The 17,422-nt window shown below is 50.1% G+C and carries 6 protein-coding genes; all 6 read left to right on the forward strand.

The genetic code is table 11. The annotated features are described in order from the left end of the window. The first annotated feature begins 71 nt into the window (after positions 1 to 71). The 6 genes from H595_RS0120395 (at position 72) to H595_RS23715 (ending at position 17,419) form a co-directional block, all read left to right on the forward strand. Positions 72 to 3,761 carry an InlB B-repeat-containing protein gene (locus tag H595_RS0120395; protein WP_027672785.1) on the forward strand — a complete coding sequence of 1,230 codons (3,690 nt, stop codon included), beginning with the start codon at positions 72 to 74 and terminating at the stop codon, positions 3,759 to 3,761. A 147-nt stretch (positions 3,762 to 3,908) separates the two neighbouring features. Beyond that, a complete protein-coding gene (locus tag H595_RS0120400; protein WP_027672786.1) occupies positions 3,909 to 5,345 on the forward strand; it encodes an MBL fold metallo-hydrolase RNA specificity domain-containing protein in 1,437 nt (478 codons plus the stop codon). A gap of 181 nt (positions 5,346 to 5,526) precedes the next feature. Then, complete coding sequence (locus tag H595_RS23705) at positions 5,527 to 8,781, forward strand: glycosyltransferase (RefSeq protein ID WP_027672787.1); 3,255 nt, start codon at positions 5,527 to 5,529, stop codon at positions 8,779 to 8,781. Between the two features lie 27 nt (positions 8,782 to 8,808). Beyond that, a complete protein-coding gene (gene wecC / locus H595_RS0120410) occupies positions 8,809 to 10,071 on the forward strand; it encodes a UDP-N-acetyl-D-mannosamine dehydrogenase (RefSeq protein WP_027672788.1) in 1,263 nt (420 codons plus the stop codon). Positions 10,072 to 10,083: 12 nt separating this feature from the next. Continuing rightward, positions 10,084 to 15,159 (forward strand): glycosyltransferase, encoded by a 5,076-nt coding sequence (locus H595_RS23710; RefSeq protein ID WP_051220028.1) that lies wholly within the window; start codon positions 10,084 to 10,086, stop codon positions 15,157 to 15,159. Further along, positions 15,152 to 17,419, forward strand: a complete 2,268-nt coding sequence (locus H595_RS23715) for a CgeB family protein (RefSeq protein WP_027672789.1) — start codon at positions 15,152 to 15,154, stop codon at positions 17,417 to 17,419. Before H595_RS23710 ends, H595_RS23715 begins: the two co-directional genes overlap by 8 nt. Positions 17,420 to 17,422: the final 3 nt, after the last annotated feature.

Consider the following 17,422-nt stretch of genomic DNA (forward strand, 5'->3'; position numbering starts at 1 on the left):
CAGTTTAACGCTGGAGGCTGATGTAAATTTAAGGTTATACTGGCCTTAATTACATTTGCATTGGGGCTGCTATGCCGTTGAATCCGCGTATTATTTGTTTGGCGTTACCGCTGTGGTTATTAGGCTGTGGCGGGGGCTCTGGCGATGACGCTGGCACTAAGCCACCAGAAGTAGTTAGCTACACGGTGTCGGCAACGGCTGGCGCTGGCGGCAGTATTACACCGGCTAGTGTTAGCGTACGCAGTGGCCAAACTGCCACGTTAACGCTGCAGGCCGATGCCGGTTTTGTGGTTGCCAGTGCGACGGGGTGTAATGGCCAGTTAAATGGCAATAGCTTTACCACTGGTGCGGTTACTGCAAATTGTACGGTGACGGCCAGTTTTGAACGCGCACAAATTAACGTTAGTACCGCAATTGAAGGTAGCGGTTCTATTACCCCACAAAGCCTTACGTTGTTATCAGACCAACAAGCTACGCTAAAAGTTATCCCTGCTGAGGGCTTTGCAACCGTTGCGGTAACCGGTTGTAATGGGGCTTTAACTGATGATCAATACCTTATTGGCCCGCTAAACGCGAATTGTACGGTAACAGCACGGTTTGAGCCTCTGGTGTTTGAGGTTACCAGCCGGGCAGGCACCGGGGGGGCTATTTCTCCGGCTAGCCAGCAGGTGCAATACGGCCAACAAGCGACGTTTTCAATTTTGCCCGATGATGGCTTTGTTATTCAGGGCGTAACTGGCTGTGCAGGTACGCTTGAGGGTAATAGTTTTACCACCACGCCGGTGATGGCCGCCTGTGAAGTTGACGTTAGTTTTGTTGTGGAAACGGTGAGTATTACCGCCTTGGCAGGCGCGGGTGGTTCTGTTTCACCCACTAGCGTTGAAGCACACTTTGGTGACAAGGTTGTGTTTACCATTACGGCGGATAGCGGCTTTAATGTGCAGCAAGTAGATGGCTGTAATGGCCAGTTTGATGGCACACAGTTTATTATTCCATCTGTAACTGAAGATTGTCAGCTGCAGGTGCAGTTTAATGATGCTGAGTTTGTGGTGTTTGCCGATGCCAATTTAGACCGTGTAATACGCGAGCATTTAGCGCTTAGCGATACGGCGCCTATTTTAGCGGATACACTGGCGGGGTTAACGGTGCTTAATGCAGACAACCAGCAAATTAGCCGCTTGGATGGTATTCAGTATGCGACTGGTTTACGCCAGTTAGTATTACAAAACAATAGTTTAACCGATGTTGGTCTGTTAGCTGCTTTGGCCGATAACCAAGCCGAAAATCCTCGGCTAAGCACTTTATATTTGGGTTACAACAGCCTGACGCATTTACCAGACCTGTCTGGTTTTAGCCGGCTGGTTAATTTATCCATGCCTTTTACAAAAATAGCCGATTTATCACCGCTGGCAGGGTTAACTAATCTGGAGCAACTGGATGTATCGGGTAACAACATTAGCGATTTATCGCCATTAAGTGCGTTACCAATATTGCGCTTAACTATTTACAATAACCCACTAAGCACTGACGCGCTGTGGGCTTTGCAAGGTATGTCGTTGCAGTTTCTCTTTATGGGTGAGACGAAGATTGACTCTCTGGAGCCCTTGTCGTCTCAAACACAGTTGCGCCTGCTTGGCATAGAATACACCCGAGTGAGTGACTTATCGGTACTGTCGTATTTTCCTGAACTGCGCCAGTTAACCAGTTACGGTACTGCTGTAACAGACTTATCCCCTTTGCTTGACACTAACCTGGGCGAAAGTGGCTACGTGAGTGTGGGCGGCTGCTTAAAACTAAATGGGTTTTCGCGGGCGCAAAGTGTGATTGATGGGCTTACTGCCAAAGGTGTGGTAGTGCAGGTATACAACTGGGCTAAACCGCGTGATATAGCCTGCCCGAACCAAGACGGCATTGATAGCTTGGACGTTAGTGCACAGCTAAGTAACAACGGCTTGCAGCTTGACTGGCAGGTAGCGTCTGATGATGCTGGGCCCTGGCGCTGTGAGCTGCATGTAGATCTGGATTATCAGCTGCCGCGTGCGCCGGTTGCGGTGTTAGATAATTGTCATTTACAGCAGCAATGGCTACTGCCTGATATAACCCAGGCCAGGATAAGGCCGTTTTTTGTGTTAGATACCGGCCTGGCTATAATCCCCAGACAAATAGCGATTGATGAAGTTATTAATACCGATACGCCGCCAACCGGGGTGTCGTTAGCGGGCACCGACTGGCTGCAAGGGGTGGTAAAAACTAACCCGTATTTGGTGCCTAATCGCGACGCGGTGCTGCGTGTGCATCTGGTATCTGCGGATGGCGCAACGCCACCTGCACTTAGTGCAGTAGCCAACCGGGCAGGGCAAGCTGTGACATTGGCTGTGCAGGCGCCTGCCACATTGCCGCTGGCGAAGCAACATGGCGAGCTTAGCAGTAGCTATTTGGTCAGTGTGCCTGCTGCGCAAATGCAACCAGGCACCACCTTTGAGGTGTCGGTTGCTGGTTTAGACAATGTGGTACTTAGCCCCACTTTTGCCTCAGCCAATAGCATTAACCTTACCGTGGTGCCCTTTCAGGTGGGCGATGCGGTTACAACCTTGCCGGATAACAGTTTAATTTCGCGTTCGTTGTTAACCACCTGGCCACTGGCGAGTGTGAATATTACTACACGTGCACCCTATCAGGTGTCGGCCAGTGCAGAAGAAAATAACACCTCTACTATGTTGCAAGAGCTGTTCGATCTGCGTGTTATTGAAGGCGGTGAGGGCTATTATTATGGCTACTTTGAGCAGGCGATGAACACGGATCAATGGGGTGGGCGTGGCTATGTGCCCGGCTTTAGTGCTGTAGGCGTGGTAAACAGTAGTAACCTGGATATGGTGCTAAACCACGAGTTAGGCCACAACTTTGGCAGGCCACATGCCCCTTGTGGTACTGCAGGTAACCCTGACTCAGCCTACCCTTACGCGGGTGGCAGTACCGGTAGTTACGGCGTGCCGTTGGACATGCAAACGCTGTTATCGCCAGATGATTACAAAGATTTGATGGGCTATTGCGGTAATCAGCATGTGTCAGATTACAACTTTGAAAACGTACAGGATTATTTGCAACAAAACCTCGACCACCCGGCGATTGAACTACAGTTGTCTGCCACTATGCAGGCAGCAGGCACTAGCTTAAGTGCTACAGCCACGGGCGAGGCATGGTATCACCGTATGGCGTTAACCGGCGCTGATCAGGTGCAATTACAGCAGCTCATTTTATTGCAGCAGCAGCGGGTGGTGCGGGCTAATTCGCCGTATCAGGTATCGGCCTGGTATGGTGCGTCAACACCACAACAGCTGGCCGTAGAGCAATTGGTGCCCGGGCATGGTGACGGCCCGGTTGAGCTGTCGTTTATTGTGCCGGTACACTGGCAAAATCAGGCGTTAACTCGTTGGAGCCTGTATCGTGGTGATAAGCTAGTGCATGATTACAGGGTGCCAGCGAACCAACGTATGCCGGCGGCACAGTCGCGTGCGGTTGCGGCATCAGCAGCCAATGGTGTAACACTGCAAGAGATCAATGGTGATATTTGTGTTGATGTTACCAGCAACACCTTTGATGCCATGAATTTACTCTGGCGCGATGCACAGCAGCAAGTGGTAGTAGCATTAAATGTTACTGCACCGGCATTTTGCCGCAGTGTAGCTGTGCCAGCAGGTGGCACATGGCAGTTGCAACTACGCCGCGGTATTAACGTAGAGCTGATAGAACAGGCTCGCTAAGCGCCTGATGTTAACAGCGATAGCTAAGGGCCTCATGCTATGAGCTCTTGCTAAGCACTGCTTGCAGCGTACGACTGCTTTACTAAGTGTTAGCAATTTGGGTTTTATTTGTTACTATTTGGCTTTACCTAATTGTGGAGAGCCGGTATGGAAACCCTTTTTGCGACACCACAGTTTATTCATCATGGCGCGGTAAACGGTGTAACGGGCTCTTGCCACGAATACCGTTTAGCCAACAATTATGGCGTGCTTATAGATTGCGGGCTGTTTCAGGGAGCCGAGTCGTCTGGCGCAGCCGATGGCGCTGGCTCAGCGGGTTCGCCACAGATTAACTTTGCCCTGCAGCATATTAAAGCGCTTATTGTTACCCATGTGCATATTGACCATGTTGGCCGTATACCGTATTTATTGGCCGCAGGTTTTAACGGGCCCATTTTTTGTACCATAGCGTCAGCAACACTCTTGCCGCTGGTATTGGAAGATGCGCTTAAAATTGGCGTCACCAAAGACGCCAAGCTCATAGCCGCGTTTTTGGCCAAGGTGCTGCGTTTGTTGGTACCGTGTGAATTTAATTGCTGGACCGCATTGCCTGCCTTAGGCGATGCCGCGCCAACGCTACGCTTTCAACCTGCCGGTCATATTCTGGGCTCGGCCTATGTTGAGCTGCGACATAACACCCTGGCAAAGCAACACTACAAGACGGTGTTTTCCGGTGATTTAGGCGCACCGTACGCACCGCTGTTGCCCTCACCTAAATCGCCTTATGCCGCTGATACGGTTGTAATAGAAAGTACTTATGGCGATCGTTTACACGATAACCGTAAAGAGCGCATAAAACGTTTAGAGCAGGTGTTATTGCATGCGCTGCAGGATAACGGCACCGTGTTGTTTCCGGCGTTTAGCATTGGCCGCACCCAAGAGTTACTGTATGAATTAGAGGCCTTAGTGCACCGGTTGCGCGGGCAGGCTATTCATCAGGGGTTACGTTGGGATGAGTTACAAATTATTGTCGACTCGCCCCTGGCAGCAAAATTTACCCAAGCCTATGACGCACTTAAATCCCGCTGGGATAAAGAAGCTAAACAGCGCGTGCAGCAAGGCCGGCATCCCTTAAGTTTTGCGCAATTGCATACGGTAGATAGCCACGCTCAGCACTTGGCGCTAGTGCACTATTTGGCCAGCACGCGCCAACCGGCAATTGTTATTGCTGCCAGTGGTATGTGCGAAGGGGGCAGGGTAGTGAATTATTTATCGGCACTGTTGCCGGACCCAGCGCATCAGGTGGTGTTTGTGGGTTATCAGGCGCGTGGTACCTTAGGTGCAAAAATTCAACACTACGGCCCCAAAGGTGGTTACGTTGATATTGATGGTAGCCGGATACACATTGGGGCTGAAATTATTACCCTGTCTGGCTATTCTGCTCATGCCGACCAGCAAGGGTTGTTACGCTTTGTACTTGGCATGCGAAAACGGCCACAACAAGTACGCATAGTACACGGTGACAACGAGGCTAAACAGGCGCTGCAACAGGCTTTTAAACAGCATGGTGTGAACGTGGTGATTGCGAGTGATGACGCTTTATAAACGCGAGCATTAAATTAGCTTTGGGACGTAATTAACGTTTTTATGGCAATTTGGGTGTTTAGTGCCAAGGTAGTGCTGATAAAAGCAACTGCTGAGCGTTAAAAATGGTCGTCGCGTTGAACTGTTAGCGGGTTTTCTATTATGATGCCCACACTATTTTTTTGTCACTCCTAAGGCTGTAATGTCAAAACCATCTGACAAGGCGCCAGTGCAATGGTTGGCCCTTGTGCTAAGCCCACAAGGCAGCAGTAAAGCTGCTGTTGCTTTAGCAACCCAGGCTAAAGCAGATGGGCTGAGTGTGTTGTTGGCAGGGTGCAGCGTAACGCAAGTTTTTGCTGATGCCGACATGCTGGTAGCACTTAAAGCCGGGGTGTTTGAGCGCGTGCTAATTAGCACGGCAGAGCACTTGTTGGTGACAGATGCGCTGGATGCGGTGAAGTGTTTACCTAATGCCATTGTCTGGTTAACGTTATTCCAGCCCTGCAGTGATATTGCCGCGTTGCAAGGCTGTTGGCAGCAACCGACATTAGCCGATAATATTTCGTCATCCGGCGTTATAACCTCTTGTGTCAATGCTTCGATGGCAGTGGCCGCGACCGCCAGTTTCCGCAGCCGCACCTTACCCGCTTTTTGTTTGCCCAGCGCAATGTTACCGGCTTTGTTAGCTGGACAAGCCCGCGCCGACAATGTGGCATTAAGTGCCAACGCACAAATAGCGCCGACGCTAACGCAGCACGCATTGTTTGTCAGTGCCGCCGGTGTGCAGCGTTTTGGCGGCTTAGACACCTTTTTAACCTTGCCGTTTTATCAGGGCGACGTGTTGCAAGGCAGTATTGCGCGCTGTTGGCAGTTAACTGCAGGGGCTGACATTGATATTGACGCCGGCATACTGCCTGTTAGTTTACGTTGCGATGATGGCAGCACGGTGTTGTTTGATTTATTGCCCGCGCAGCAGGCTGACAGCCAGCATTGGCACCAATTAGCCGTGCCGCGAATGTTGCTAAGCCTGCGTCTTTTGCCAGCGGGTGCCTGGCAGCTGCCGCAGCAAACCGGTGTCGCAGTGTTTGCTATGTCACTGTACAACAAGGCTGCGTATTTGCATCAAGCGGTGTATAGCGTAGCAATGCAAACCTATAGCCAGGTTGCACTGCATATTATTGATGATGCTAGTGTTGATGGCTCTGTGCTGCGGTTACAGCAATTTCAAGCACTTGCTCCCACTAGTTTGCCTATACGCGTTGAAAACAGCGGTGGTGGTGTAGGCACTTATGTTATTCGTAACCGTATTATTAAGCATTGGCAGGACCATGCCAGCTATTATTTGGTGCAGGATGCCGATGATATTAGTAGCAGCTGTCGGGCATTATTTCAGGTGGCGCAGCTTCAGCAACACCCGGCTTTTGATGTGTGTATTGCAGATATGGTGCGTATTGACAGCGCCGGACAGCTATTTAGTTTAGAGGGCTTGTCTGAGCGTTATGGTTCGGCAACGTTATGTGCTCCCATCACGCTGCATCAGAAGCTGGGATACTATGAAAACCTGTGCAAAAACGCCGATAGTGAGTTTATTGACCGCTTAAAGTCAGTGTATGGCAGAAGTGCGGCGCCCTGGTATCGTTACCCTGTGCTTTATCAGCGTTATGATGGCAATAATTTAACCGCCGATATTTACCAACAGAATGGCAATCAGTTACAGGCTAACCACGGTGTGCGTAGTTGGCATAAGCAGTTATATCAACAAAAGCATGCGTTGCTAAACGCCGCGACTGTAGCGCTGCATTATCAGGCTGACCAGGCCCCTGATACCGATTACCAGCTGTTATTATCGGGTTTTGTTCCGCCTGTTTTTAAGCGCCCTACGACGTTGTCGGCTGCGGCATTAGCGTTGCTGTTTAACCAAGCCAGTGCTGCGGGAATAACCTTTACTTTAGCTGATGCGGCTTTACAGCTAAGCGCAGAGCTGGCTGCGGGTAAACATCAGTACTTATACGCAACCCATACACTGGTCGCGTCGAATCTTCGGCCGCTGCAATCTGATGCGCACAGCGATATTGCGTTACCGGTGTTTGTTGATGCCGATTTTAGCGATAATGTGTTGCTGGTGCTGCTTTATCTTGATGCAGAGGGTAACCGGCTGGGGCATGAGTTCTTTGCGCCGGCAACCAATTTAACCCTGCACTTACCGGCAAAATGTAGCACGATTAAATTGGGTTTCCGATGCAGTGGTAAGGTGGCGATCACGCTCAATGCAGTGCGTTTTTCGCATCAGGCGGTTGACGGCATAATGCCCAAGCCGGCCAGCGACTACGTGCTGATCACTAACCATTATCCGTCGGATGATTCGTTGTATCGCAATGCCTTTGTTCATAGCCGGGTAAAGGGCTATGCGGCCCGGGGCGTAAAGGTTGACGTGTTTCGTAGCCGGCCCAATGCACCGCTAAGCGTGCATCAGTTTGACGGTGTTAAGGTAACAACCGGTTGCCCCAGTTTATTGTTGAGCGCGTTGCGTGACGGGCTGTATAAACATGTACTGGTACACTTTTTAGATAATGCCATGTGGCGCACCTTACAACAGGTTGTGGCAAAGGTGCCTGTAACCGTGTGGCTGCACGGTGCTGAAATACACAGCGCAGAGCGGCGCAAGTATAATTATCCCGATGAAGCCAGTTTTGCCAAGGCGCAAGCGCAAAGCGAACAACGACTGCAATTTTGGCGCAGTGTGTTGCAACCTTGCCCTCCTTTACTGAAGCTTATTTTTGTTTCGCAGCATTTTGCCGATGAGGTGATGGCTGATTTGGCGTTGCCCACGCCATTGCCCGGCACGCAGTATCAGATACTGCCAAACCCCATTGATACCCATTTATTTCAGTATCAGCCTAAGCAGTTAGGTGATAGGAAGAAAATCCTTGTTCTGCGTCCGTTCAGCTCGGCGCAGTATGCTAATGACCTTGCGGTTGCGGCGCTGGTGATATTAAGCCAACAACCCGGGTTTGATCAGTTTGATATTGCCGTAATGGGTGACGGCCCGCAATTTGAGGCGATTACAGCACCCTTAGTGGGGCTGAAAAACGTGAAATTGCAACGTGGTTTTTTAACCCAGCAGCAAATTGCGGCCGAGCATAAACAATACGGTGTATTTTTATGCCCAACCCGTTGGGACAGCCAGGGCGTGTCACGTGACGAAGCGATGTCGTCGGGGCTGGTAGCGGTAACAAACCGGATAGCGGCGGTGCCGGAGTTTTGCGACGATAAAAACGCCATGTTATGTCAGCCCGAATCGGCTGAGGCATTGGCAGCGGCGTTAATGCAGTTGTACAACGACCCTGCGCTATTTTTACGTTTGTCAGAACAGGCTGCCAACCGTGTTGCTGAACGCAGCACTGCACTGATCATTCATCAGGAATTGTCACTGTTTACTGCTGTGACTAAACAATAATTTGCTTATTTTTGCATGGAGAATTGCATGACAATTTCAACGCTGTCGGTTATTGGTTTGGGCTACATAGGTCTGCCCACCGCAGCCGTGTTTGCTTCGCGTAAGATAAAAGTTATTGGTGTTGATGTTAACCAAAAGGCGGTTGATACCATTAACCGTGGTGAAATTCATATTGTTGAACCCGATTTAGATATCGTGGTGCGCTCTGTTGTCAGCGATGGTTATTTAAAGGCGACCTTAATACCAGAGCCTGCTGATGCTTTTATTGTGGCAGTACCTACGCCATTTAAAGACGACCATGCGGCCGATTTACGTTATATAGAGGCGGCGTGTAAGGCTATTGCGCCGGTGTTGGCCAAAGGTAACCTGGTTATTTTGGAGTCAACCTCGCCGGTGGGCGCCACTGAACAAATGGCGCAGTGGTTAGCGGATGCACGGCCTGATTTATCTTTCCCGCAAAGCGAAGGTGAAGCGTCAGATATTCGCGTTGCGCATTGCCCTGAGCGTGTATTGCCAGGCCATGTATTGCGAGAGCTGGTGCAAAACGATCGCGTTATTGGGGGAATGACAGCCGCATGCTCGGCAGCGGCCGTTGCGCTATACAAAGTATTTGTTAAAGGTGAGTGTGTTATTACCAATGCCCGTACGGCAGAAATGGCCAAACTCACAGAAAATAGCTTTCGCGATGTTAATATTGCCTTTGCCAATGAGCTGTCAATGATTTGCGACAAGCTAGACATCAACGTTTGGGAGCTTATTGCCCTGGCGAACCGTCATCCACGGGTAAATATTTTGCAACCCGGTGCCGGTGTTGGCGGCCATTGTATCGCAGTAGATCCATGGTTTATTGTTGATTCTTGCCCGGACTACGCCCGTATTATTCGTATGGCACGTGAAGTGAATGACAGTAAGCCAGATTGGGTGTTGGATAAAGTAAAACAGCAGCTGGATGCGTGGCACAAAGCGAACCCGGATGCGGGCCGCAAACAGGCTAAAGTAGCGGTGTTAGGTTTGGCGTTTAAACCGGATATTGATGATTTGCGTGAAAGCCCGGCGCTGGATATTGCCATTGCACTGGCGGAATTAGGCTGTCAGCTGCTGGTTGCAGAGCCCAATATTAACACCTTACCTGCTGCACTATCACAACCTGACGTTGTACTAACCGATGTTCGCAGTGTATTAGATGCTGATATTATATGTGTGCTGGTACGACACAGTGCGTTTACTGCGATAACCGCTGAACTTGCCAGCCATAGTGCGGTAGTGGATGCAGTGGGCTTGTTGCGTTAAGGATATAGCGTTATGACAACAGCGGCTGTGCAACCGTTAGCTTCTATTTCGCGCCGGGTGATTTTGTTGGCTAATCACTCGGTGACGAGTTCATCAGTGGCTGATGGCTATGCCGCATTTGTGCATACCGCCGCTAAGCAATGGCATGCCGTTGGGGTAGATGTTGTGGTATTTGACTGCTTTGGCCCGGTGTGTGCTGATCCCGTTGCTAAAGACAAAGAGCCAATACAAGATGGCATCTACTACCTGCAGCTGGGTTTAACCCCGCAAGCAGGTAACGTACTAGCCGATACGCTGGCCCAAACGCTCAGTTTGTATAAACCGACACTGTTGGTGACTTGCTTGCCAGAATACCTTTTGAACGCCGCTAGCCAGGTTGCCGCCACACTTGGGTTACCCTTAGTGGCTGATTTACGCTGTTATAACGAGGCTACACTGCCAGCGCTTCCCGCTGAATTATTGTCTGATTGCACCCTCGTGTTAAGCAACAACGTTATATCAGGTTTACCTCAGGTTATTGATTGGCCATTAACCCAGCCTGAGTTGGCGGCAGAATTAGCGCCGTTAATCGGTGTGGGGACTATACAAAGCCGGATAAATCCACAGCAACTAAAACTAAGCAGGGTGTTGCAACAGCAACAACAACAACAACAGGCGGAGCCTATATTGCCGGTTGGCGGTAATCCGGATAGCTGGATACCGGTTGACGACAGTACTGATTGGCAGACGTTTACGCTGGCGGCGTTAAGTACCGTGGCTATTCATGGCGCGGTGCGTTACGAAGCGACCGGTACTGAAATGGGCCGCAAAGCAGTACTATTAATAAAACTGTGTAATAACCAGGGTGAGCGCTTAAAGACGCCTTGTGCGGGGCTAAGTTGGTCTGAAGTGTTTGACAGCCATTTTGTTTATTTACCCGATAGCCAAAGCAAAGATAAACAAATTGTGTCCTGGGTGCTGCCGGATAGCTGTGTGTCGTTAGCCCTGTGTGTGCGTGGCTTCTACTTAAAGGCGCCTGCGAAGGTGTATCTGCAGCAGATGCGGTTATACCAAGACAATAAACAAGCCCTGTTGCTGGAACAGTGGAATTACATTAACCACTATTTTTATAACAAAGGCGAAGTGACCTTTGTGCGCTCCAGGCTGGAACGTTTATTACAACAAGCCTGCACCCCTGAGCAACTGCGCTTAGGGCGACAGGTGCTCGGTTTGTACCAGGTAAAGCAGGGTATCACGCTCCCTAAACGCCAACCGGATGCTTTGTATACACCGCGCGCCAATAAGGTGTTGTATTGTTTGCATCAGTCTTTACCCTATGTCACAAACGGCTATGCCACGCGCTCACATGGTATTGCGACGGGGTTAGCTGGCGCAGGGTGGCAGGTTAATGTCGCGACACGCCCCGGCTTCCCCTGGGATACGCAAGACATTATGGCGGCGGCAAGCTACCACAAACAACACATAGATGGAATTTGCTACACCGCCTATAATGGCAGCCATTTAGAAGACGTTGGTCTGGCAAGTTACATTGCTATTACCGCTGATCATTTTTGCCGTGAAGCGCAGCACAGCCGTGCCGGGCTTATTATCGCGGCATCAAATCATGTTACTGCTATACCGGCCCTTATTGCGGCCAGACGTTTGGGTATTCCATTTGTTTATGAACTGCGTGGCTTATGGCATCTGACTAAAGGCTCGTTACGCCCGGATTGGGCCAGTTCAGAGCGGTTTCAGTTAGAGCAGCAACTTGAACTTTTGGTAGCGGCTGAAGCGGATCATGCGTTTACGCTGACCGATGAGCTGAGTAAAGTGCTAACACAAGCGGGTGTGACTACACCGGTGAACTTAGCGCCTAACGCAGTAGATTGCAGCGTGTTTTATCCGCGTGAAGCGGACATCAACGTGCGTAAGCAACTGGACATAGCAGATGATGCATTAGTTATTGGTTATGCTGGCAGTGCAGTAGGCTATGAAGGCTTAGATGTGCTAATGGAAGCACTGGCCATTTTGGCTCGCCAGGGCGAAAATTTTGTCTTTGTATTGCTAGGCGATGGTGCCGTGTTGGAGCAGGTTAAACAGCAAGCGCAGCAGCTGAATATCAGCCGCTACTGCCGGTTTGCCGGGCGGGTAGCCTTTGCTGATGTCGCCAGGTTTATTAGCAATATGGATGTTATGCCCATTCCGCGACGCAAAAGTGCGGTAACGGAAGTGGTGTCGGCGCTTAAACCGCTAGAAGCCATGGCGATGGCGAAAACGCTGGTGTTATCTGATGTTTCACCGCATTACGAGTTTGCCGGCCCGGCTAAGCAGATTTTAGATGCCGATACCGGGGTTAGGTTGCATCAACGAGCGGTGTTATGCCGTCATGATGACGCCAGATCGCTTGCCAGTGCGCTGAAGTATTGCCTTGCCGATAGTCGCCGTCGTGAGGCGCTGGGTAGTGCAGCACTTAACTGGATACGCCAGCATCGCACGTGGCAGGCGGTAACACAGCAATACAGCGATACGATTCAGCCGCTGTTACGACAACATAACGCAACGCCAAATAAACCTGGCAAAAGCAAGCCGGTTATTGCGGTAATAGCGGATGAGTTCAGTTTAACGGCGTTATCCGATGCGGCTGAGCTTATTTGTGTTACGCCGCAAAACTGGCAACAGCAGCTTAGCAACACCAAAGTTGATGCCTTGTTGGTTGAGTCGGCCTGGAATGGTAACAGCGGGCAGTGGCATCGGATGATAGGCCATTATGATGATACTAGCAGTGCCGCATTACGTGACATGCTAACGTTTTGTCGTGCGCACCAGATCCCGTCATTGTTTTGGAATAAAGAAGATCCGGTACATTTTGACCGTTTTGCGGCAAATGCGGCTTTTTTCGATCACGTGTTTAGCTCAGATGCGGATTGCTTGCATCGTTATTTAAATTTATCCGCCAGGGGCATAAGTACGGTAAGCAGCATGGCATTTTTTGCTTCGCCAGCGTTACATAACCCACTGCCTGCAAGCGTAGCCTGGCAAGATACCGTGGCTTATGGTGGCAGTTATTATGGCGAGCGATACGCGAAGCGCACCGCAGCGTTATTACCTTTGCTGCAAGCAGCGTCTGAGCGTGGGCTTACCCTGTATGATCGCCAACATGATAATCCTGCTTCGCCTTATCGCTTTCCCGACAATTTGGCCTCTCATGTGCAAGGTGGCTTAAGTTACCCGCAAATGGTGCAAGCGTATAAAGCACACCCAGTGCACATTAATGTGAATTCAGTAGCAGACTCGCCAACCATGTTTTCCAGGCGGGTTATGGAGATTGCTGCATCAGGCACACCGGTATTAAGCGCAAGTGGACAGGCTATGCAGGCCTATGCCGGTAAGGGCGTGTTTTTTGCTGATAACAATGCGCAGGCCACGGCGGCGCTGCAAACCTTGCAAAACCCCAGCGCCCGATGGCATGCCGGGCTTGACGGTGTGCGCCAGGTGTATACGGCGCATACTGCGGCACATCGGCTTTGCCTTATGTTGCGTACTGCCGGAATAACGCTGGCCGCACCAACGCCGATGCCAGTATGGGTATTGGTACCCAACATGACGCTGCAGGCTTCACAAGCCGTGCTGATGCAAAGTGAACCGCCACAATGTGTGCTTGCCGTTCAGTGGCAGGAGGCCGCCAAACAGTTGCTGCAACAACAGGGCATTCAAACCGCTTTAGTCAAGCCAATAGAGACTGCTGCGCTTTTAATTGTGGCCAGAAATGCAGACATTTTGTGTCAAGCTGAACAAAATGACTTGTTGGATTTGCAACTTAGCACGCTGTATTCGCCATACAGTACAGCCGCTTTTTGCCGCGACACCGAGCCTATGGCAGGCAGTTGGCCGGGGTTAACCACCTTGGTTGGCAAGCCCGATTTTAGTTTAACCGCGTTTAGTGCAAGCCCAGCACTTTTGCAACAAGCCGACGAACAAACGCTTCTGATGCAGATTGCGAAAAGCAGTAAGCAGGGCACCTGTTTATTGATTCGAAAACCCGTTGTTAGCCCAACGTTATCTTTGCCACCTCGCAAGAGAAACCTGTTAATTGCCGGGCATGATTTGAAATTTATTGCGCCATTTTATCCGGCGTTAGAGCAGGCCGGTTTTAACGTGTTAATTGATCAATGGCAAGGCCATCAGCAACACGATGCAGAGCAAAGTCTGCAGTTACTAAAACAGGCTGACATCATATTTTGTGAATGGATGCTGGGTAATGCACTATGGTATGCCAGGCACAAGTTACCGTCGCAGCGCTTATTTGGCCGGCTGCATTCGCAAGAATTGCGCTCTGAGTTATTTGAAAAGCTTGGGTTTAGTGCTTTTGACCAGGTGTTTGTTGTGGCAGAGCATATTCGACAGCAGGCAATACAGTTAACACCGGATAGTGCTAAACGGACTACTGTGTTACATAACGCTGTTGATACATCGCGGTTTGCGCCACTAGCACGAAAAGCGGGTATGAATAAGGTGTTAGGCTTTGCGGGTGTGGTGCCAAAATCAAAGCGATTTGATCGGGCGCTGGATATATTGGCTGAATTAAGAAAAACAGATGCCGATTATATGCTGCGGGTTAAAGGTAAATTGCCTGCCGATTTTGCCTGGATGCAAGCACATCGCAAAGACGAAATGGCCTGGTTTGATAAGCAGTTTGCCCGTATTGAGCAAGACCCCTTTTTGCAAGGTGCCGTGTACTTTGATGGCCATGGCGATGATATGCCGCAGTGGTATCAGCAGTTGGATGTTATTCTCTCGACCAGCGATTTTGAGAGCTTCCATTACAGTGTGGCTGAAGGGGCTGCCTGTGGTTGTCAGCCTGTGGTCTTTAACTGGGAAGGTGCCACTACGTTATACCCCGAAGCATGGTGTGTTGAAGATGTGGCCAGGGCCTGTGCCCGCATAAAACAGTTGTCATTACAGCCTGGTGCAGCTGAGCCACCTGAGACAACGCAACAGCTGCATGATTGGATCCACCAGCGCTATGCGCTTGAGAGTATGAGTTCGCGTTTAATCGCGTATTTACAAACAGAAGAGACACCTAAAGTGGTAGCGCCAAAGCATGTTTAAAATATCTCGAAAGTTGGTGCGTAAGTTAACGGGTAAACCGGAATTACGCCTGCCTCCACCAAACCCTGTGGCACGTTTAATGGAGCAACAAGGGCAGTTTGATGCGAGTTGGTATTTAGCGCAAAACCCTGATGTTGCCGCTGATAAACGCTGGCGGCAGCAACCGGCAATGCATTATCTACAATTTGGCGCTAAAGAAGGTCGCCAGCCGGTAGCCTGGTTTGATAGCCAGTATTATCTGCAATCAAATGCTGATGTAGCCAAAAGTGGTGCTAATCCGTTTGTGCATTTTTTACAGCATGGTAGGGCAGAAGGGCGCAAACCGAATAATTTTCTATTGATAAATCAGTTGTCTGGTGCTGATGAAATGCTCGCGCTAAACGAAACGCAACAAGTTTGTGTGACGCTACCGTTGTTTACTAAAACATCGCAGTTACAGTTAGCCCTGCGTTTGCACAGCGACGATGACAAAACCTGTGGTTTGCTGCTGGCTGAGCTGGTAGATGCCAAAGGCAAGGTGATGACGCTTACACACTGCGGCCCGCTGCGGTTTTCATCTGTTTTTGGCAAATGGTATCGCTACGTGGTGTCGGCCAGGCAAAAAGATGATGTTTTTGTTATCCCGGTACCGCCTGCGGCTGCGTTGCTGCGTTTAACCCTTCGCCCGTGGCAAGGTAAGCAGATACAGGTGCGCAACGCTATTGTACCCAGCTGGTTACCAGACAAAGTGCGGCCGGTACCAACTTTGCCTGGCGAGGTTGTTAATCAACTTAAGACAGCAAACCAGCTAAACGTGGCGTTGTTAGCGGATGAGTTTACCTACAACAGTTTTCGTGATGAGTTTAATGCGATTACGTTTACGCCGGATAACTGGCAACAGGTGTTTGCTGCTGAAAAACCACAGCTATTTTTCTGTGAGTCGGCCTGGTCAGGTGAAGACTCGCGCGTACGGCCATGGAAGGGCAAGGTGTATGCCAGTGAGAACTTTAAGCATGAAAACCGTCAGGTACTTTTAGATATATTGGCTTACTGCAAACAGCATAATATCCCCACGCTGTTTTGGAACAAAGAAGACCCAACGCACTACACTGATCGTAAACACGATTTTGTCAAAACGGCCGTGTTATTTGATTATGTATTTACTTCTGCAGCCGAATGCGTTGAGCACTATAAAACCGATTATGGTGTAAAGCATGCCTTTGCCTTGCCCTTTGCCACGAACCCACGGTTATTTAACCCGTTAACTGAAAGCGCGCGCAGCAATAAAGTGGTGTTTGCCGGTAGCTGGTATGCGAATCACGAAGCGCGCAGCGAAGTGATGGCGCAGGTGCTGGACGGCTTGATTGCAGAGGGCTTTGAGCCGGAAATTTATGACCGTTATTACGGCGACCCTGATCCGCTGCATAAGTGGCCAGAGCAATATTTGCCTTATGTTAAACCGGGGCAGCCGCATGATCAGATGCCGTTGGTGTATAAATCGTCTGCACTGGGCTTAAATTTTAATACGGTTACTGAGTCCAGCACCATGTTTGCCCGCCGGGTGTTTGAGTTGATGTCGTCTAATACCTTGGTGGTGTCTAACTATGCTAAAGGCGTTGCCGACATGTTTGGTGAGCTTGTGGTATTTGCCGATCGTGAACCGAAGCGACTGGGCAGCTTAACCGCAGAGACCATTACGTCGCTACGCCGAAAGGCGCTGGACAACGTATTGGCCAACCATACCTACAGTGTGCGCTGGCGCTATATGCTTAACTGTATTGGTTATGCTACCGCAGCGGATAACACCAGTTTATTGTGGTGCGCGCCAGTTGATAGCCCATCTGAGGCTGAGCAGGCCATTAGTGTATTTGAACAACAGTTTGGCCGCGAACCACAAGCGCGCTTGTTGTTGCTCTGTACTGAAGCTTTTGCGGTGACAGAACTGGCTTCAATGTATCAGCGTTTTAACCGTTTTGGCATTAGTGTTAGCTCGGTACATTTTGCCCGGCACTATGCGCTGGAAGGCCGTTATCAGCCCGCGCAGGCAAGTAGCGTGTTAATAGCAAGACCTAAACAAATACCAACGTTGGACTGGTTAAACATGGCGCGGCATCATTTGGTGTATTTGAATGCGCACTTAGCGACACCGGCCAATAACGATATGGCGTTGCAACATGACACCCTGGCTGCTGATGCTGTACTGCTAATGCAGTCTGCGCAATGGCAAAACTGGCTGGATGCCTGGTTAACCGCACAGCCTGTGGCTGTTTTTAGGCTGTAAGGA

It is taken from the genome of Rheinheimera baltica DSM 14885 (assembly GCF_000425345.1).
GTDB classification, from domain to species: Bacteria; Pseudomonadota; Gammaproteobacteria; order Enterobacterales; family Alteromonadaceae; genus Alishewanella; species Alishewanella baltica.